At 39.8% G+C, this 19,724-nt stretch carries 17 protein-coding genes and 1 pseudogene; all 18 read right to left on the reverse strand.

Annotated features, from left to right (window positions below):
• Positions 1 to 16: 16 nt before the first annotated feature.
• The 18 genes and pseudogenes from T359_RS18905 to T359_RS0101195 all read right to left on the reverse strand — a co-directional run bounded on the left by T359_RS18905 (position 17) and on the right by T359_RS0101195 (position 19,676).
• On the reverse strand, positions 17 to 613 hold the full coding sequence (locus T359_RS18905) for a helix-turn-helix domain-containing protein (protein ID WP_035783439.1): 597 nt from the start codon (positions 611 to 613) through the stop codon (positions 17 to 19).
• Between the two features lie 53 nt (positions 614 to 666).
• The gene (locus T359_RS21225) at positions 667 to 3,591 is read right to left on the reverse strand and encodes an EAL domain-containing protein (RefSeq protein WP_026515871.1); all 2,925 of its coding nucleotides are present in this window, start codon (positions 3,589 to 3,591) and stop codon (positions 667 to 669) included.
• 24 nt (positions 3,592 to 3,615) lie between these two features.
• Entirely contained in the window at positions 3,616 to 5,274 is a 1,659-nt protein-coding gene (locus T359_RS18915) for an ABC transporter substrate-binding protein (RefSeq protein ID WP_197027040.1), read from the reverse strand.
• A 173-nt stretch (positions 5,275 to 5,447) separates the two neighbouring features.
• Positions 5,448 to 6,386, reverse strand: a complete 939-nt coding sequence (locus tag T359_RS0101130; RefSeq protein WP_026515872.1) for an AEC family transporter — start codon at positions 6,384 to 6,386, stop codon at positions 5,448 to 5,450.
• A 30-nt stretch (positions 6,387 to 6,416) separates the two neighbouring features.
• A complete protein-coding gene (locus tag T359_RS0101135) occupies positions 6,417 to 7,070 on the reverse strand; it encodes a YczE/YyaS/YitT family protein (RefSeq protein WP_242839019.1) in 654 nt (217 codons plus the stop codon).
• Positions 7,071 to 7,143: 73 nt separating this feature from the next.
• Positions 7,144 to 7,308: pseudogene (locus T359_RS23320) on the reverse strand (DUF6688 family protein); the annotation flags it as partial.
• 118 nt (positions 7,309 to 7,426) lie between these two features.
• Positions 7,427 to 8,014: a DUF6033 family protein gene (locus T359_RS0101140; RefSeq protein ID WP_026515874.1), complete on the reverse strand. Its 588-nt coding sequence runs from the start codon at positions 8,012 to 8,014 to the stop codon at positions 7,427 to 7,429.
• 230 nt (positions 8,015 to 8,244) lie between these two features.
• The gene (locus T359_RS0101145) at positions 8,245 to 8,880 is read right to left on the reverse strand and encodes a cytidylate kinase-like family protein (protein WP_026515875.1); all 636 of its coding nucleotides are present in this window, start codon (positions 8,878 to 8,880) and stop codon (positions 8,245 to 8,247) included.
• Between the two features lie 45 nt (positions 8,881 to 8,925).
• Positions 8,926 to 9,858 carry an RluA family pseudouridine synthase gene (locus T359_RS0101150; protein ID WP_026515876.1) on the reverse strand — a complete coding sequence of 311 codons (933 nt, stop codon included), beginning with the start codon at positions 9,856 to 9,858 and terminating at the stop codon, positions 8,926 to 8,928.
• Positions 9,858 to 10,397: a signal peptidase II gene (gene lspA / locus T359_RS0101155; RefSeq protein ID WP_026515877.1), complete on the reverse strand. Its 540-nt coding sequence runs from the start codon at positions 10,395 to 10,397 to the stop codon at positions 9,858 to 9,860. Before lspA ends, T359_RS0101150 begins: the two co-directional genes overlap by 1 nt.
• Positions 10,398 to 10,417: 20 nt before the next feature.
• The gene (gene aroB / locus T359_RS0101160; RefSeq protein WP_026515878.1) at positions 10,418 to 11,521 is read right to left on the reverse strand and encodes a 3-dehydroquinate synthase; all 1,104 of its coding nucleotides are present in this window, start codon (positions 11,519 to 11,521) and stop codon (positions 10,418 to 10,420) included.
• An 80-nt stretch (positions 11,522 to 11,601) separates the two neighbouring features.
• Positions 11,602 to 12,114, reverse strand: a complete 513-nt coding sequence (locus T359_RS0101165) for a cell division protein SepF (protein WP_026515879.1) — start codon at positions 12,112 to 12,114, stop codon at positions 11,602 to 11,604.
• Between the two features lie 81 nt (positions 12,115 to 12,195).
• Positions 12,196 to 13,722, reverse strand: coding sequence for an HlyD family efflux transporter periplasmic adaptor subunit (locus tag T359_RS18920; RefSeq protein WP_197027041.1), 1,527 nt, complete (start codon positions 13,720 to 13,722; stop codon positions 12,196 to 12,198).
• 104 nt (positions 13,723 to 13,826) lie between these two features.
• Positions 13,827 to 14,246, reverse strand: a complete 420-nt coding sequence (locus T359_RS0101175; protein ID WP_026515880.1) for a hypothetical protein — start codon at positions 14,244 to 14,246, stop codon at positions 13,827 to 13,829.
• A gap of 147 nt (positions 14,247 to 14,393) precedes the next feature.
• Entirely contained in the window at positions 14,394 to 15,356 is a 963-nt protein-coding gene (locus T359_RS0101180; RefSeq protein ID WP_026515881.1) for a D-alanyl-D-alanine carboxypeptidase family protein, read from the reverse strand.
• Positions 15,340 to 15,735: a methylglyoxal synthase gene (gene mgsA / locus T359_RS0101185; RefSeq protein WP_026515882.1), complete on the reverse strand. Its 396-nt coding sequence runs from the start codon at positions 15,733 to 15,735 to the stop codon at positions 15,340 to 15,342. Before mgsA ends, T359_RS0101180 begins: the two co-directional genes overlap by 17 nt.
• Positions 15,736 to 15,739: 4 nt before the next feature.
• Positions 15,740 to 16,864: an FtsW/RodA/SpoVE family cell cycle protein gene (locus tag T359_RS0101190; protein ID WP_026515883.1), complete on the reverse strand. Its 1,125-nt coding sequence runs from the start codon at positions 16,862 to 16,864 to the stop codon at positions 15,740 to 15,742.
• A 28-nt stretch (positions 16,865 to 16,892) separates the two neighbouring features.
• Entirely contained in the window at positions 16,893 to 19,676 is a 2,784-nt protein-coding gene (locus T359_RS0101195; RefSeq protein WP_242839020.1) for a penicillin-binding transpeptidase domain-containing protein, read from the reverse strand.
• Positions 19,677 to 19,724 lie beyond the last annotated feature (48 nt).

Raw genomic sequence — 19,724 nt, forward strand, 5'->3', positions numbered from 1 at the left:
ATTATCTAAATAATATTTATGTTAATTCATTCACATGAAATCTAAGATGTTTAATTTGTTCGGAAACTTTTTTCCTTGTTAAAGGTTTGATAATGTATCCGCTGCAGAAAAGATTCAATGCATCCAGAGCATATTTTGAATCCTTGGATAAAAAGATAAGATTTATCTTAGGATTTAATGCTTTAAGGTTCTCTGCAAAGGCAAACATTTCATCAGGATTATTATCAATGTCAATCAAAGCGATGGAAACAATGCTTTCAGTTGCAAAACTTATAGCTTCATCGATTTTTTCCAGGGAAATAATACGTGCTTTATCCAGTATTTTTTTCAATATAAGCTCATCGCTTACCTGAGTGGAAGAATCCGGATCAAAGATGAGAATATTTGGAGAAATAGCAGTGAATTCATCATCATTATCCAGGAAAAATCCCGTATCAACTTCAAGGGCGCTGGCAATGATAGGCAGGGATACAATGTCAGGTTTTCGACGTCCGGATTCCCAATTACCAATGCATCGCCTGGTAACAAACAACAGATCGGCAAGTTCTTTCTGGGTTAACCCCCGCTGTATGCGCATTTCCTTAAGCTTTTTACCAAATATCTGACCTGGCATATTGGCTACTCCTTCATATACAACTATTCGTTAAACATGTGTTTTGCGAATAGTTACGTGTCTTCCTCAGTGGTCCTATTTATAGTCAGAACTGCCACCGCAACTGCGCTTGTGCCTGTCACGGGATTGACAGCTATACGTCGGATCAATGTGTGAATTATAGTATCCGGTACAACTGTTTCATCAATTACAAGACGACCTCCATATTTACCACATTGCACAACACCATTAAAGAACTTTGATTCACTTCTTAAATCGGTGTCGTAAATATCTCTTGTGTTAGTTTTGTACTCTATATTTATCGTTCTCTTTAAGAATTCCCGGTAAGAACTATTGCAACGGGTATACCATACCTTTGTTCCTTTCACTTCCATAATGCACATTGGAAGTGTATTGAAATAACGTGTAAGTATCTCATCATTTTCATTTGTTAGTGACGAGAAATCATATAGGTTCAGGCGACCAATGGATGCATAATAATTTGCTTCTTCCGGATTTTCAAATGTCAGCTCGGAATCGTCTTCAAATTTTTTTACGATTTCCTCAAATGGTATTGGTTTTCCATAATAAAAGCCCTGAATTCTTGTGCAGCCAATCTCCTGCAAAAATTCTGCCTGTTCTGCCTGTTCCACGCCTTCACACAGGGTGTCCATTCCAAGACTGATAGCCATATTTACCAGTTCTGTAACAATGATCTTACCCTCTTCGCCTTCATCAAAGCGCTCCATAAAGCGCATATCAAATTTTATGAGGTCAAAATGAAGCTGGTGAAGAACATCCAGTGAAGAATAACCGCTTCCAAAATCGTCCATCCATACAGGGAATCCAAGCTTTTGGAACCTGGCTATCTGTTCTTTCATAAAGTCAAATCTTTCGCCGATTACACTTTCTGTAATCTCGACAGAAATCAGCGAATGGTCTATTTCTGCAGCATCTACTCTCTTACAGATCTCATCAACTATATCACAGCTCTCAAAGTCCATACGGGAAAGGTTAATGGATTGCGAAACAACATGATAGCCCAAGTCTTTCATATGTTTCATCTTTTTCAAAACCTGTTCCAGCACGTACAGATCAAGCTTGTAGATCAATTTATACTCTTCCAGAGCAGGAATGAAGGAACCGGGAGAAAGGAAGCCCAGCTCAGGATCTATCCAACGGGCCAGAGCTTCTTCATCACATATTTTACCGTTTGAAGCCCGGACTATAGGCTGATAATATACTTTGATCCAACCCTCTTCTATGGCTCTGTCCAGATTTTGTATAATGTGAATATTGATCTCACTTCTTTTGAGCATATCTTCGTTATAGAATGTGACAGTTGAAGACAGCTCTCCTTTTCTGCTATCAGCAGCAAACTTAGCACGATCGCAGGCTACGTTTACATCTACATTATCAAGACTGTTGGGATATATTCCTATACGAATCGGCAGCTCTTTTCCATCATTAGCTGTTTTACAGTCATCCAATACTTTCTGGATGATTTCGGCAACTTTATCTTCTTCTGCAACTGCTGTAAATTGATCGCCACCAAAACGACAAACCCTGTGTTCTCCAAAATTTTGAGCGATGATCCGGGAGAAATTCATAATAAGCTTATCTCCCATTTCAAAGCCGTATTGGCGGTTGAAATATCTTATTCCGATAATATCCAGATAAACCATTACAGGTTGATTTCCTGTTGCCTCAATTCTGTTTTTTTCATCCATTGCCAGTTTGAAGAAATGACGCATATTAGGAAGGTCAGTCATTCTGTCATAGAAAATCTGATGATTCAGGTCATCAATATACAGCTTTAACTGATCTCTCATTCGTTTGAAAGCAGTGGTCAGTGCACCAATCTCATTCTTTCTCTGATATACCAGGTCAACATCATATTCACCGTCTGCAAGCCTTTGCGAAGCTTTGGTAAGCTGTGTCAGAGGGCTGGTAATAGCACGCATCAGTACAAAAATTATAAATACAAAAACCAATATAGTGATCAGTGTAATCAGCGCAATGTCTTCAACAAGTGTGATCCATGGGGCATTTATCTCATCCGTTGGAGCTATACATACAATTTTCATGCCGGTAGAGATAGTTGAAAAAGACATCTGCCTTTTAACACCATGGGCCATATAACGAATCAGATCATCTCCGCTGTTACCCTTCTTAAAGGTCTCTTCTGTTACGCTGAGCTGAAGTTCGTCAAAGCTGCTGTTTATAGGAAGATCAGGATGATAGATAACCTTTTCTTTGTCATCTAAAAGGCAAACAAAGCCGGTATTATAGATTTTAATATTTTGGACCTGATCTATCAGAATATCGCAGGGAATATCCATTCCAAGAACACCGATAAGCATTCCGGCCTTGTATATGGGGACAAAATAAGAATAAACAAATTGTTTTTGGCATAAATAAGGGCCTACCCAGCCGGGACTTCCCATGTTTACGGCCGTTTCATACCAGGTAGCTCCCAAATGCTCTGAGGGTGTAAGTTTTGTGGCATCGAGAGGAGCTTGCTCAATAAGACCGGCCTTTCCTTCTTTCATATAGAAAAAGCCATGAACATTTTTGCTGACATCCGGGCTGATGCAATAAAAATATGAATTTACTCCGGGGGTGTTCTCAGCAACACCTGAAAATATAACCTGGATTTTGGAACAATATGATTGAAGATAATCATCCAGAATTCTTATCTGTTCTTTAGTCTGAATACTATCGTTTGTTCCGGTTTTGACCGCACCACAGTTAACCAATATAACACTGTCTAGCTCTTCAACAGCAATATTGGCAGTTATTTCAGCGGACTGTGCAATACCATCGAAATATTTCTCAAGAGTTTTGTCAGTATCCTGATTTATTAAGTTCATCATCCGCACAGAATTCTGGTCTGTTTCCTTCTGGATAATAAAATAGCTTGCTCCAAACACAGCCAATACACTGGTAAGGATGACCAGAACAGTGATTATTGTGATGTAAGAGCGGATAGAATGCATTAATAAACTCCTTTTTTTATGCAACTATTCGTCACCATAGTGTATGGTCATTTCACGATATTTGTTCTTAACGGAGCCATTCCATGAAGCCTGTATTCCTTCAAGTCTCTCAGAAACTACGTAATACCTCATTCTGGAAAAAAGCGGTATCCAGGCAGCTTCATCCTGAACTATTATCTTTTCAAGTTCATTATATTCATTTATGCGTTTTTTAGGATCTGATATTGCTCTGGCCTTTTGGATACGAGCCATAATGTCTTCTCTGGGATAGCACAAACTACGGAATGTAGTGTTATGGCTATTCCCATAGAATGTATAGATAAAATTGTCCGGATCGTTAAAATCAGCCATCCATTGAGCCGTGTAGCAAGCCAGTTCACCACTCTTTCTACGGCTCATAAAATCACTTTCGTCTATTACATCTATTTTGGTTCTTATGCCTATCTCTTCCCACATGGATTTTGCCATCTCAAGAACCTGTAATTCCCATCGTGTTGAAGCGGAATTAACGCTTACAGTCAGGTCAAAACCATTCTCATAGCCTGCTTCAGCCAAAAGCTCTTTTGCCTTGCCGTTGTCATAGGGAATCTCCTCCAGATTAGGATTATAACCATATAAACCATGGGGGAAAATTCCATTTTCCAGATTGCCTCGTCCACCATAAACCGCAGACAAAAGCATGTTTCGATCCAGCGAAATCTGCATTGCTTTTCGAACACGTACATCATCTAAAGGCTTAATGCTCTCATTTAAGGCGATGTATGTTATACCGATACGAGGAACGCTGAATAACCTGTCCTGATATTCGCTTCCGTGTAAAAAGAATTCAGCTGAATTACCGACTTCATCAAGGTCCAAAACATCAATCTCTCCGTCTTCAAACATTCTACGGATCTCTCTGTCATCATTAACAAAGCGAAGATCCAGTCCTTCACATTTCGGAGGTCCCATCCAGCAGCGCTGATTGGCGGTCAGGATCATTCCCACACCTGGTTTCCAATCTCTCAATACAAAAGAACCTGTTCCTATAGTCCATTTTGCATCTGTTCCAAAAAGATCTCCTGCTGTGGTTGTAGTTTCCTGATCCAGGATTGAAGCGCCCGGCATAGTAAGGCAGGCTAAAAATGCTTCAAAGGGCTGTTCAATTGTTATAACAAAATCCAGGTCACTTAGGATCTTAAATCCTTCAAGATGATCTGTCTCACCGTTTTCCAACGCTTCGGCACCCAATATAATATCGACTATGTCCTTGTTGCAGGAATCGGGATGAGTTAAGAGTCTCTCAAATGTAAACTGAACATCTGAGGAAGTAAGGGGCTTACCGTTACTGAATTCAACATTTTCCTGCAGATGGAAGGTGTATTCGCGGCCGTCCTCAGATATATTCCAGGACCTCGCAAGAGATGGAAGAATTTCCATATTTCCATCCTCATCATTCTCCATTTCAACAAGACGGTTGAATACATTTTGTGCTACTGTGTAATGAATTGATGTACATTGAAAATCAGCCGTATCAGGTTCATCCTCAACAGCCACAAGGAAATGCGATAAATTATATCTTACTACTGTGCTCTGCTGACTTATTTCATTAGTCTGTACCTTTGATCCACAAGCGCTAAAAACTAGACTTATTGTCACTAATAAACAACTGATGGCCGTTTTATTTAAACTATTCTTTTTCAATAACGGCCTCCTTTCAATAAGCTGAATATACATAATAATCAACGATATATAGGCATATTATTACCAATTAATTGTAACATGTACGAGCTTCAATAAATCTTAAATGTCCATAAATAAAAAAACACCACAGTATTAAGCCACTGTGGTGTTTTTTAGTAAAGAAATGTATTAAATTACATAATTCCAATATTTTTAAGAATTAGTATCCAGAAGAATATAGTGACAATCGAAAGAACCGTAGTAATTACAACGTACTCTCCTGCCAGATCCGCATCAGCATCCATGCTCTGCGCCATTGGATAAGATGCTGCAGCCACGGGAGTAGCGAACATACAAAATATTACGAAAAATTCGCTGTTTCTAAAGCCTATGGCATACATAATAAGAGTTATCAATGCCGGTACAGCTACAAGCTTTGAGGTAGTTCCAATGGCCAGAGGCAAAGCATTTTTTCTCATACTTGAGAAATGAAGGGTTCCACCCAGAACAAACAGGGATAAGGGCGTTGCCATGTTACAGAGCTCAGAAATCGGTAAAACCAGGCAATCAGGCATTGTAAGAGGAAGCATATTAAAGAGTACACCTGCAATTGCACCAATGATCAGCGGATTCTTAAGAATGTTTACAAAAAGCTTTCCGAAAGATACCTTCCCGCCTCTGTAATATTCAAGGATAGCAACAGAAGCAATATTATAAATCGGAACAACGAAGGCGACTACAATGCTGGCCATTGAGGCCCCGTCTTCACTGAATACGCTCTGTGCCAGCGGAATCGCATAAAGCACTGAATTACTTCTGAATATGGCCTGAGTGATGACTCCTCTTCTTCTGTTATCCTTAGAAAAAAGTGGAACCAGAAGAAAAGCAAGGATGATAAGGGCAAGAGTTGCTGCCACTGCAAAGCCCACATATCCGGCGCCGCTGAGCTTTCCAAAGTCAACATCATAGAGATTGTTGAACATGATAAAGGGAAAAAAGACTTTAAATACTACTCCGTTAAGTTCCTTAAGAAAGCTCTCCTTTACCAGCTTCAGTTTAATAGCCAGAGCTCCCAGAAGAATATATACCATAAATGGGATGACGGCATTTGTCGCTACTACAAGATTTTCCATTATTTTATCCTATATTTATTATGTTTTTGTTCAAGCTGCTTTCTTTGACAATATCACCTTCATGGAATCGATAAGATTCTGGTGATGAATACTGGTAGCATCAAATCGAACGGTTTTAAAGGCCATCTGCATTATTGGGCCGGTAGCAAAAGCGCATATAAGAGTCCCGATTCCCACAGGCCCTCCCAGAAGCCATCCTATAAAGGTTGCAAGGCTTAAAAGAGTAATACTTACTGCTCCGATAGGAATTTTCTTAACTCGCTTTGCAAGGGCCACCAAAAGGGTATCTCTGGGTCCACAGCCAAGTGAAGCACTCATATAAGTAAACTGGGTATAGGCCATAATAACAAGGCCAATCAGCATCACCGGTATCCCTGTGATAACAGAATCGCATTTCGGTAATGCTCCTATCCTGTTAAAGAAGTCTACTGATTTGCCCACCACAAATGCATCAATGAACATTGCTATTCCTATGGGTTCCTTAAGAAGAATATCAATTCCGAGAATACTATATGAAACAGCTATAGAAGCCGTTCCGTATAGTATTCCAAGAGTATTGGAGAGTCCTAGATTCAAAACATCCCAGGGACCTGCGCCAATGTTGGCCTGCATAGTGAGATAAACACCGAATCCGTTAAAAAATAAGCTGATAGCTGCAATTATCATATTTGTGATGATTGACATGATATTGCGGTTTTCTTTTAAATTACCTGAAATAAACACTTTATAAATTTGCCTTTCCGGAAGGCCTCAAAAGTTAATGTCTGTACTCCGGGACTTTTCCCATATACTGAACTGTTATCCTGTTTTCCGGATGAACATCAATCGTGTACAATACAATTACAAACAGCCATTCCAACGGCTTCATTATAAAGTAAACTATATCTGCAATCCACTGTTTTTTTATTAATTTTGCAACCGGAAATCCATACTTTTACAACAGCATCAGGAGCCTGTCCAAACAAAACAAGAATTATATTGGTAAAATAGCGCAAAATAAAGGACAGGTTCTGCGACCTGCCCTTTTATAAATAAACTTATTATTCTGTTTTTGAAGCTGTAATCGAACTGATCAGCGAATCCATGGACATATCGGAATAGCTGTTTCCATTTATATCGGCAAAGAAGTTCATCTTTCCGTTCTTATCAAACTTTATACCAAAGTTTGCAATCTCATCATTTTCATCCGTATTTTCGCCAATCTTCTGACTCATGTCACTGATGGTCTTCATTGCATCATCAATCTGTCCCATAAGCTTGGCCTTAGCTTCTTTATCCTTGGGATCATCCGATGCCAGAAGCTTCATCTCATCTTCCGAAAGAATAATGCTGTACTCTAGGTCACCGCCAATCTGAGAAAGATCATCATCGGGGCCGGCCACGAAAACATCTGCGTTATCATACTTTTTCTGAAGCATGTCGGCAACCTTGCCAAACATCTCTACTTCAGGAGAAAATTCAAGCTTCGCACTTTCGCTAAAAATCTTGTTGGAAGCACTTGCCTTTTCTTTCACATTGTCTTTTTGTGACGCACCACGGGATTTGGCACCGGAAATGGGGCCATTTCTGGAATTGGCATTAGTGGGTCGGTACAACTGATTAATGTTGCCACCTATATTGTTTGCCATAATCGTTTCCTCCTTGAAAACTCTAAGCAGAATCCTTTCTGCTATAAACTTTAAAGTGACTATCTCGGGGCAAAGTCATAATGCCCCTAATTAATATTCTCTTAGTTACGGTCATTGTAACATCGCATTGTCAAAAATATTATTAAATAAGAATAAAATGTATACTCAAATGAAAATAACTTCCACAAAACATTAACTTTTTGGGGAAGTTATTTTCAATGTTATATGCATTATTTTTTTCTCATCTGTTCAAAATCTTCAATGTACTGAATGATGAACTTCACTGTGCCATCTACACCGAGAATGCTGGAATTGATTGAAAGATCATAGCTGTCAGATCTGCCCCATTTCTTGGATGAATAGTAATTATAGTAGCTCTGACGCTGCTTATCTTTCTTGTTCATCATATCTCTTGCTTTATCATCAGAATTTATGTCGTCAAAACGATCTTTGATACGCTTGATCTTGAACTCCTCATCCGCATGGATAAATATGTTCAAAACATTGTCATAATCGCTGAGAGCGTAATCAGCACAGCGGCCAACAATTACGCATGGACCTTCTTCAGCGATCTTCTTGATAGTATCAAACTGAGCCAGGAATACCTTATGGCTGATAGGCATATCTACAAAGCTGGAAGAATTATAGCCAAAGGAATAGGTGTCCATTACAAGATTATATAAGAATGAATTAGTCGGTCTCTCATCATGGTTCTGGATCATTTCTTCACAGAAGCCGCTTTCCTTGGCAGCTCTGGATAAAAGTTCCTTGTCATAGCATTTGATCCCGAAATGATCGGCTACCATCTCTCCGATCTCTCTGCCCCCTGATCCAAATTGACGACCAATTGTAATAATAGTATTCATATTTGCAATCCCCTTTCACAAATATACTTCTACAATCATTGTACTCTATTTCAAAATATCAAGCAAATGGGAAAAATACTGCGGAAGCGGAGCATCCGTTTCAATATATTCCTTAGTTGTGGGATGAATAAAGCCTAAAGTCTTGGCATGTAGGCACTGGCCCTCTAATTTGAACTTGCTTTTACGTCCTGAAGCATATACTTCATCTCCAAGAAGCGGATGCCCGATATAAGCCATATGGACCCTTATCTGATGAGTTCTGCCGGTCTTTAGCTTACATTCTATATATGTGAATCCGTCCTCGTAAAAGCGCTTCAGAACACGATAGCCTGTATAAGCTTCTTTTCCGCCGGATTTAACCACTGCCATTTTCTTTCTGTCAGTGGGATGCCTGCCAATAGGAGCTTCCACAAAACCTTCATCCTCTTGGATGATGCCGTAGCATATGGCGTGATACACCCTGTTTATGCTGTGTTCCTTGAGCTGCGCAGCAATTTCCTGGTGAGCAGCGTTATTTTTGCAGATAATAACAGAACCGGTGGTGTCTTTATCGATCCTGTGAACTATTCCAGGCCTCATAACCCCATTTATACCGGAAAGATTGTCCTTGCAGTGAAACATTATGGCATTGACCAGAGTATCGGTGTAATGCCCGGCTGCAGGGTGAACAACCATATCCTTTGGCTTATTCACTACAATTACGTCATCATCCTCATAAAGAATATCCAGGGGAATATCCTGCGGCAGAATCTCCGGAATCTCCAGGGGCGGGATCTCCATTACTATATGGTCACCCTCACTTACATTGAAGCTGGCCTTGACATTCTTTTCATTGCAAAAGACCTTTTTGTCATCAATAAGTTTTTTTATATAAGAACGCGAAAGAGAATCAATAAGCTCACTGATAAGCTTATCGATTCTCATTCCTTCATATTCATCAGTTACATAAAAATCAAAAATGTCTTCTTTACGTTCCATTATTTGAATTCCCTGAATTTATTCTGTTGTCTGAAGCTCAAGAAACTGAAATCGCTCTCCTTATAATAGAAAAGGAAAAGTATTACAAATACAAATGTTGAAACGGTTACATAGATATCGGCCACATTAAAAATAGGGAAATTGATGAGGACGAAATATATAAAGTCCACAACATAATCATGTGTCAGCCTGTCTATGAGATTGCCTGCTGCGCCACTGGCAATAACCACCAGCAGAATCTGCATAGGGGTATATCTTTTATCATCCGGAAGTCTGAAAAGAACATACGCTATGATCACAAGGATAAGGAATGCGACCATTACAAAGAAGCCCTTCTGGTTCTGCAGCATTCCGAAAGCTGCGCCGTTATTTTTCAAAAAGTTAAGTTCCAAAACACCGTTGATAAGCTTTATTGGCGGCTTATCCTGCAAATGAACCACCGCAAGGTGTTTGGTAAACTGATCAATAAAAACCAATAAAGCAATAAGAAGAATGTCCACCACCAGGAAGATCTTCTTTTTTTTGGATATCTTATTCATAAATATATAATACTCCTAAATTAGTCATTATTTTCAATATAGATGATTTCATTAAGTGCTGCTTTCATCTCATCCTCTGTTACATCCGTGGAAATTACGGCTTTACCGATGGATTTCAGAAGGATAAATCTGATCTTGTCTGAATCAGCCTTTTTATCGGATTTGGTGAGCTTTATGATCTCATCAGGATCAAGGTCTTCAACAGAAATTGGAAGATTGAAAGGAACAAACATATCTCTGATCTCATAGTATTCATCCATAGAGATCATTTCCTTCTTCCAGGAGATAAAGGCTGCTGCGACTGCTCCAAGAGCAACACATTCGCCGTGAGCCAGTTCAAAGTTCTTGGCTTTCTCAATTGCATGTCCCAGAGTATGTCCGAAGTTCAAAAGAGCCCTGTCGCCTTTTTCTGTGGGGTCCTTCTCAACCACGGCTTTCTTGACAGCGCAGCTTCTTTCTACCATTTCCAGTACTACGTCGTCTTCTTTATCATTGATCTCATAAATGTTATCAAGAAGCCACTCATAGAACTTCTGATCCTTGATAAGGCCATGCTTCATAACTTCAGCAAATCCGGAAGCATACTGTCTTCCGTCCAGAGTCTTGAGCGTAGAAATGTTGATATATACAAGACTAGGCATATGGAAGGCTCCTACCATATTTTTGTAGCCTTCATAGTCCACGCCGGTCTTGCCACCGATGCTGGAATCTGTCTGAGCTAAAAGCGTTGTGGGAATCTGTACAAAAGAAATTCCTCTAAGGTAAGTAGCCGCAGTAAATCCGGCCATATCTCCGACAACACCGCCACCAAGGGCAACAATAAGATCATGTCTGTCAAAATGGTTTTCGATTAGGTCCTTGTAAATCTTATAGATACTATCCAGGTTCTTATTCTCTTCTCCTGCCTGGATAGCGTGAAGGATTATGGTATCGCTGACCTTCTTAAGCTCATTTTTGATCTCGTCGGCATATAACGGAGCAACGTTGGTGTCCGTTATAATGGCAATTTTTCTGCCTTTTTTACCAAGTTCTTCTATTTTGGAAGAAAGCCCTTCAAAGCTGGTATCGAAAACGATGTCATAGCAGGGCTTATTTTCATAATTTACTGTAAGTATGCTGCTCATTCTGCTTATCCTTTTATTTTATTATATAAGAAAAAAGCTGTTGACTATCAATCTAATGTCAACAGCCTCATTTTATACTATTAGTCAATCTGCTGTGGTCCGTCTGAAATGCCGCCGCCCAAAGCGCCAAGCATGTTCTGGAAATCACCTGAAATATCTACGCTTGCAGGAGTGATAATGAATATATATCTGGAAATCTTCTGAAGATTGCCTGAAATTGCAAAGCAGGAACCTGATGTAAAATCAATGATTCTCTGGGCAATATCAACATCAAGACCTTCAAGGTTAAGAACTACAGTCCTGTTAGCAAGAAGTGTCTCAGTTATCTCCCTGGCATCCTCTACAGATGTAGGCTTAATAACAACAACTTCCATGCCGGCTGTGCTCACCTTCTTAGATCTTGAAGGAACAACCTTGGGAGCTACCTTCTTTTTCTCTTCTGCTACTTCAATACTGGGATCATCTTTTCCGATAGGAGCCTGATTATTGATAGACTCTATTTTAGAACTGGGATCATAATAGTCGTCATCGTAATATTCGCCGTCATCCCCATTAAGCTGAATTGCTTTTAAAAACTTATCCATTACGCTCATATCTATTTACTCCTCAAATAAATTTCCCAACAAAAACCCTAATAATATTATCGTAGTTTTACGCAATCTGTCAACTTTTAATCACTCAGAATCTGATTCTGAGGCTTCCTCAACCGATTCTTCAATCTCTTCTGTTTCGTCTTCCGCCTCTTCATCAGAAGCTTCGTCCGTAGCTTCTTCACTTACTGCAGCATTATCATCATTTATATATTTACTGGTTCCGCTCTCATCAACTACTGAAGCATCCAGGACAATGTAATCATAAACATTAAGACCATACATTGTGTTGGATTTTACAATCGAATATTCTTCGTTACTGTAAAGAATCCTGATCTGTCTGAAATCTGCATAGCCCTTGTTTATATTGTAAACGCCCACAAGAGTGTCTGTCCTGCTGACAACATACCTGTCATTGGAATCAGGTTTAATAAGGTTGTCACCGGACCTGAGCTGCGAAGTATCTACATAATACTCTGTCTCAGTCTCATTATAGATCGAAAGGTTAACAAACTCAGAGGTTTCATTACCCTGTTCATCATACTTACTTCTGAGAACACCGGAAGTATTGTCGTTGTTCTTTATTACATAATCCTTGGGCAAAAGATAAAATGACTTGTTAACGATGGCTGAATTGGGAATCTTAAGCCCTTTCTGATCCTCTGTGATAAGTTCAACACTAAGGAATCTGTCTCTGCAGAAAGTGATCATTGAGTTGGTGAAGGTAAATGCCACAAAGGTGTCGCCTTCATCATTGGTAAAGCTTGAAACCTTGCCCCAGGACTCATCCTGATTTTTGATAAATCTTATCTTTACATACTGAAGGTCAAGAAGTTCCTGAACCTTCTTCTCATCATTTTCCTGAATGACAACAGACCACTCTTCATTCGTACAAAGCTTAAATACCGGATCTCCTGCCTTAACAAGATTGTTGTTTATAAGCTGGGTCTTCTCATAATCTGTTTGATCAAAATCAGACGCCTTAAGGTCCTGAAGTGTTTTCTCTTCGTAGCCGTCCACAGAATAAATAACTATACCTGTATCAGGAGAATATTTATATCCGATGGAATTAAGCGCGCCTCCGGAATTGTTCAGGGACTGAATATTCTGAAGAATATTATTGTTAGAAAGCTTCTGTACCGTACCGTCAAGACTCACCTTAAAATCATATACGGTATAAAATGATTGATTATCAAATGTGGAATGAAAACTTACAATCTGGGATCGCAGCTCTGACATGTCATTGTCAGAAAGAGAAGCCTCCTCTGTTCCCTGAGATTTAAGATAATCCAGAAGTTTACCGGATTCATCTACTGTGTATACCAGGTTGCCTACCGCAACTCTTCCGCCTTCTGAAGCGAAGTAATTGACATTGCCGGCGCTGTCACTTTCAATGATCTTCTCTTTTCTCAGAGCAATAGACTCATAGATATTGTTAGAAGAAAGAGATCCTTCCTTAACTTCGTAACCAATAATGTGATCCTTCCTCAAATAAGTCACAACACTGATAACCACATAGATGGCTATTACTATGAAAAATATCATTCCAATGTTGAGATTATTTAAGTTTTTGGGATATTTAGTTATATTTCGGCCTGATTTATTTGCCATTACCCAATCCTTTTTTCATATAACGAGGTATCCCCGTTACTCCTCATAAGATAAGCCGCGGCAATTCCGCGGCTTATCAGAATAATCATATTAAATAGAATTCATCAAAGAGATACAACAACCTTTGATTTAACAGCCTCAGGAAGCTCTGATTCATCCATAGAAACGCTAAGTACGAAGTCAATCTTGAACTGCTCACTAATCTTTTCAAGCTTTTCGACTGTTTCAGTCATGTCCTTATCTTCGAGACAAGCGATCTTAAGGAAACTGTCGAAATACATCTGCTGGAGATCATGGTCCTGAGAAATAATACCACTTACGAATCCGATGAACTCATCGGGGTTTGAAATCATAAAATCAGAAACTACTATAAGACGAATTTTGTTGTTTAATTCATACATATGCTTAGTGTTCTTATCTAAGAAAGCAACACTGCCGAGTACGTTCTTAACCTCGGTATTAACCCTGTCCAATAAGCATTTGGTCTTTCCTTTTCCCTTTTTCCCAACTATTAACTGAACCATTGGCATACCCTCCATCAAGTAAAGATTTAATTGATGTATTAATTATAAGTTATGCAGGTACAAAAGACAACCTAAAATAAAGAATTATTAAATTAAAACAAATGTTATTAAATTTCTATAAAAACCGCTGAAAATGCAGTATCCATGCTACTTTGTGATAACCGACAACAGCTGTGACATGTCTGTGTAAAGGGTTCCGCTGTCACTGTCTCTCATAATAACGGCTATATACGGATTTCCGCTTGTATCCCTTGCCAAAAGTATCAGACAGTGGCCTGCAGCCTGGGTTGTACCGGTCTTTCCTCCAATAACTGTAACGCCGGAGGGCGCAGTACTTTTCCCTGCAAGATATCCGTTAGTGGTGCTGACAGACACTTCTTTGACTCCGCCTGCAGAATCAAGATATGTGGTATTGTATTCTGTCATATTTATGATCTCGCTGAAGGTGTCATATTCCATGGCAGCATTGAAAATCAGATACATATCATAGGCTGTTACATAATGCTCTTCCGCTGTCAGTCCGTGAGGATTGACGAAATGTGACTTCGTTGCTCCAAGCTTTTTGGCCTCTGTATTCATAAGCTCCACGAAGCCATCTATGGAACCTGAAATATTAGATGCTATCAAGTTGGCAACATCATTGGCTGAATAAATAAGAAGAACACGAAGCGCCTGATCCAGAGTCATTCTGTCGCCCTGTTTTAAGCCTATTTTCTGAGCTCCGCTCTCGGTTACGCCCACATCACTTCCGGCCACCAGAACCTGATCCAGACTTCCGTATTTCAGGGCACAATAAGCGGTCATGACCTTAGTAAGACTGGCGGGCATGACCTGCTGATTTACATTTAAAGCATATAAAGTTTCTTTGTTTTTGAGATCAAAAAGACCTGCGCTGAGACTGTCATCCAGGGCCAGATCAGCTTCGGTTATGTCAGAATTGACAACACAAATATCTGAGGCATAGGTAGGATAAAGAAGACTCTGCCTGTTTCCGGCCTCAGATGAATCAAGTGTGTATTTGGATGAATATGGAAATCCGGAACAACCGGATACAGATACACAAACAGCTAAGCTTAAAAGTAAGGCTGTAAGCTTATTTATACATTTCACGCCACTCAAGATCTCCCCTGTCAAGTGATTTAATCAGTAGTTCAGCAGATGCAAGGTTAGTTGCGACAGGAATATTATGCATGTCACAAAGTGTCATAACATTATTGATATCAGGCTCATGGGACTTAACAGTTAAGGGATCTCTAAGGAAAATAACAAGATCGATCTCATTATGTTCGATAGCTGCTCCCAATTGCTGAGAACCTCCCAGATGTCCTGCAAGATACTTGTGTACTGAAAGATTGGTTACTTCTTCTATAAGTCTTCCTGTAGTTCCTGTTGCAAACAGATCATTCTTACTGAGAATTCCTCTGTATGCAATACAGAAATTTTGCATAAGTCTCTTTTTAGCGTCATGTGCTATAAGTGCGATGTTCATTAACTTACACCCTCCCCAGGTTATATTTATTACTCTGCAGCCTGACATTTAGTACAAATCCTATGCCCATATAAACAGAAAGAAGCGACGTCAGGCCGTAACTTACGAAAGGAAGAGGAATTCCGGTGTTGGGTATTACCCCCGTCGCAACACCGATATTGATAAATCCCTGAAATCCGATCCAAGCTCCTACACCGGCTGCAATAATCTCGCCGGCTCTGTCTTTGGCTTTTAAGGATATCAAAAAGCATTTCACTGCAATGCAAAGTATAAGCAAAACTACAATAAAAGCACCGAGGAAACCAAATTCCTCGCCTATTACTGTAAAAATAAAGTCTGTCTGGGACTCTGAAATGAATCCGCCGTTAAGAACCGAACTGATCTCGTTGGTATTGTAGCCCTTACCGTACAACTGTCCGGAACCTATGGCCATCATGGAGTTGATAGTCTGATAAGCCTCTGAATTGGCATAATCTTCAGGATGCAGCCAAGCCAGAATACGTCTTTGCTGGTAGGGCTCAAGGAGACTGCTCTCTCCCTGAACTGCATTATATATAACAAACAAAACCGTTGGTATCGATACTGTAAGAACAGCCACTACAAGCTTCCAGTTGATTCCTGCTATAAACATGATAACGCTGAAGATCGTCATGACCATAATACATGTAGAAAGGTCAGGCTGGCTTGCTATAAGACCCAAAGGGACAGCTAAAAGCACAAGGCAGATTAAAACAAACCCAAAGTACTTAACTTTATCTTTATATTTCATAATAAACTGAGCAAAAAATAAAATCAATAATATTTTGGCGGTCTCCGATGGCTGGAAAGTGATTCCCAAAATGTTGATCCATCGCTGCGCACCGTTGGTGCTGCTACCCAAGGGCGACTTTACAAGAGCAAGAAGTGCCACGTTAACTATATAAAATGGTATATAAAGCTTAATCAGGAATGTGTAATCAAGAAGTGAAATAAATACCATCAGAAATATTCCGCCGGCAAGTCCCGCAATCTGCTTATTAACAAAAGTAGGCTGCGCGGAGCTTATGGCGAATATTCCGATTATGGTAAGAGCTATGGACATCACCGCAAGGGCGAAGTCATAATCAATTATCCTGTACTTCTTAATCATAAAAAAGTTCCTTTAAAAATATTTACAATTAGTCTGCGTTTATAGCACCATCCTGCAGCGTCTGAGCTGTTCCGGATATGATCTCATCTTCATCAAGAAGATCAAAGTAATAAACCAGGGCATCCTTGGTAATCTGAGCTGCATAGCTTGATGTATAACCGTTGGCAATACGTGTGGCTATAGCAATTTCAGGTTTCTCATAGGGCGCATAGCAAACAAAAAGTGAATGGTTAGGTCTGTTACTGGATTCCTGAGCTGTACCTGTTTTTCCTGCAACATTTACACCAAGATTATTGTAATATGCCTTATCCTGAACAACCTGTCTCATGCCAAGATGTATTGCATTCCAGTATGAATCAGGCATTTCAATGGTGCTTCTTATTTCAGCGGAATTCTCTTCCAAAAGATTGCCGCCGGAGTCTGTTGTCTTATCGATAAGCGTAAGGTTATAACAGGTTCCACTGTTGGCAACCGTAGTTACATATCTTGCAAGGCCCACAGTTGTATAAGCCTGGTTACCCTGACCGATGGCAGATCTTACTGAGTCCTGATTGGAAACCTGAGGCTCTGATTCAGCTATCTCAATTCCGGACTTTTCTGTAAGGCCATAAAGATCGGCATATTTAGCCAGTTTCTCAAGGCCAAGGTCAGAATAGTATTTATCTCCCTGTATACCAAGTCTGTAACCCACTTCGTAAAAGAATACGTTACAGGAATTACGTATACCGCCGGAAACATTAAGTCCACCATGGCCTCTGGGATAGATCCAGCAGCGAGGCGGATGATCAAGTTTATCAAAGATACCGCCGCAATATATGATGGAATCCAGGCCTATAACACCTTCATTAAGTCCCGCTGTGGAGGATACCATCTTAAATGTTGAACCCGGCGCTGTCTTCTGCTGAGTAGCGTAGTTATAAAGCGGATTGGATTTATCGCTTCTAAGCTTTGAATAATAAGCCGCATCAACACCATTGGCCATCATATTGTTGTCATAGCCGGGATATGAAACAAGAGCAAGAACATCTCCTGTGTTAACATCCGTAATGACCATGGATCCGGTACAAGGATCCAGAGCCAGCTGAGCAGGTGTAATATCAAGCTTTTCGATTCTGTTTATCATGAAACTGTAGGCTGTTTCTCCGCCTCTTTGCCAGAGAGAAAGCTCTGTTTCATCAAGAGTTACCGCTTCCTGCTCCAAAAGTACTTCGCAGACCTGAGTTCCACTGATATATCCGTCCAAAAGAAGGTATTTGTACATTCTTGTCTGGAAATCAAAATCCTTTTCCAAAACCTTGATTGTAAAATTTACTATCTGATTAAAGATCTGCTCTGAGTCAGCATACTGGTTGTCAATCTCAAGCTTTGAAACATCGATCCAGTTCATGGCAATTGCATACTTAAGGTATTCCGCCAGGGAAATGGTTTCTTCCGTTGTCCAGGCAATGTACATCTCATCTTCCCTGTCAACCTTGGATGTATCAAGAATACCCTTGGAGTATAGCATTGCAGCTATATGGCTCATGTACCACTGATATTCCTTGGATAATTTGTCGTAGGATGTCTCTTTTTCAGTAAGTTCAGTCCTTATCTGTGCCAGAACATTTTCATTCTTTTCCAAAAATGCGGCATAAACGGCCTTTTCATTGTCCTTGGCATCACTTGCTGATAAATGATTGATGTTAATGACATCATTATCGAACATAGCAAAATAAACATCATATATAGGAATAACAATATTGCTTGAGCTGGATGTTGAAGTATAGGTGTAGGTCTTTACATTCTGAATCTTAGACACCAGAATACCTGCAAGAGATTGCTCTATGATATTGTAGCAGGCCTCAGTAAGGTCCTTATCAATTGTCAGATAAACATCATTACCTGCAACGGAATCAACATAGTTACTGGTCTCTATAACCTGTCCCGTATTATCTACATAGACTGTTTCAGAGCCTTTTTTGCCCTGAAGGACACTTTCCATTGCCTGCTCTATGCCGGATTTACCGACAGTATCGTTTATTCCGTATGAGGAATTAGTCAAAAGAAGTTCAGAGAGTTCTTCTTCAGAAACCTTACCTGTATAGCCTAGAACCTGTGAAAAATAAACGGAATCAACATATTTACGGGCTGTGCTCTCATTTATAGAGACACCTGTAAGGATCTCAGCATTCTCCATAACATCAGCCACAGTTTTGTCACTAACATCAGATGCCACAGTGGTATCAATATACTTCTGGAAGGAATTTGCACTCATATTGAATCTGACAGTCAGAATCTTCAGAGCTCTGTCAGGAGTGTATCCAAGCCTTGGAGTAAAAGTAGAATTATCATCCTCTACTTCATTGGAACCAATTCCAAAGGATTTGCACAAATCGTCAACAACTTCCGTAGCGGATTTGGTTTTTTCCTCGTATTTCAGATCATTTATTGAGGCATGTCCGTAAACATCCGCAAGAAAACGAAGAAGCGAATTGCCCTCTACTGTAAATTCATAGTTGCCGCTGTCATTAATAATTATGTCAAAATCCTGATCAACGCTGTCGCCGTTTTTCTCAATGATATCTATAAGATTATTGAGAGTTTCGTTGATCCTCTTATTCTTGCCTGCACCGGATTTATAAACATCTTCTATGGTAACTGAATTAGCCAGCTCATTATAAGCAAGAATATTCCCGTTTCTGTCATAGATGTTACCTCTGGCAGCAGGAATACTTTTCTCTTTCTTGATGCGCAGCTTAAATGAATCCAGATAATACTCACCACTTATTATCTGCAGCGAAAAAAGTCTATAGATCATGATTGATGCAAGCACAATCAGAACTCCACAGACCATTACTGCTCTAGAAGTTATGAATTTAAC

The organism is Butyrivibrio sp. MC2021 (assembly GCF_000621605.1).
In the GTDB taxonomy this organism is placed as follows: Bacteria; Bacillota; Clostridia; order Lachnospirales; family Lachnospiraceae; genus Butyrivibrio.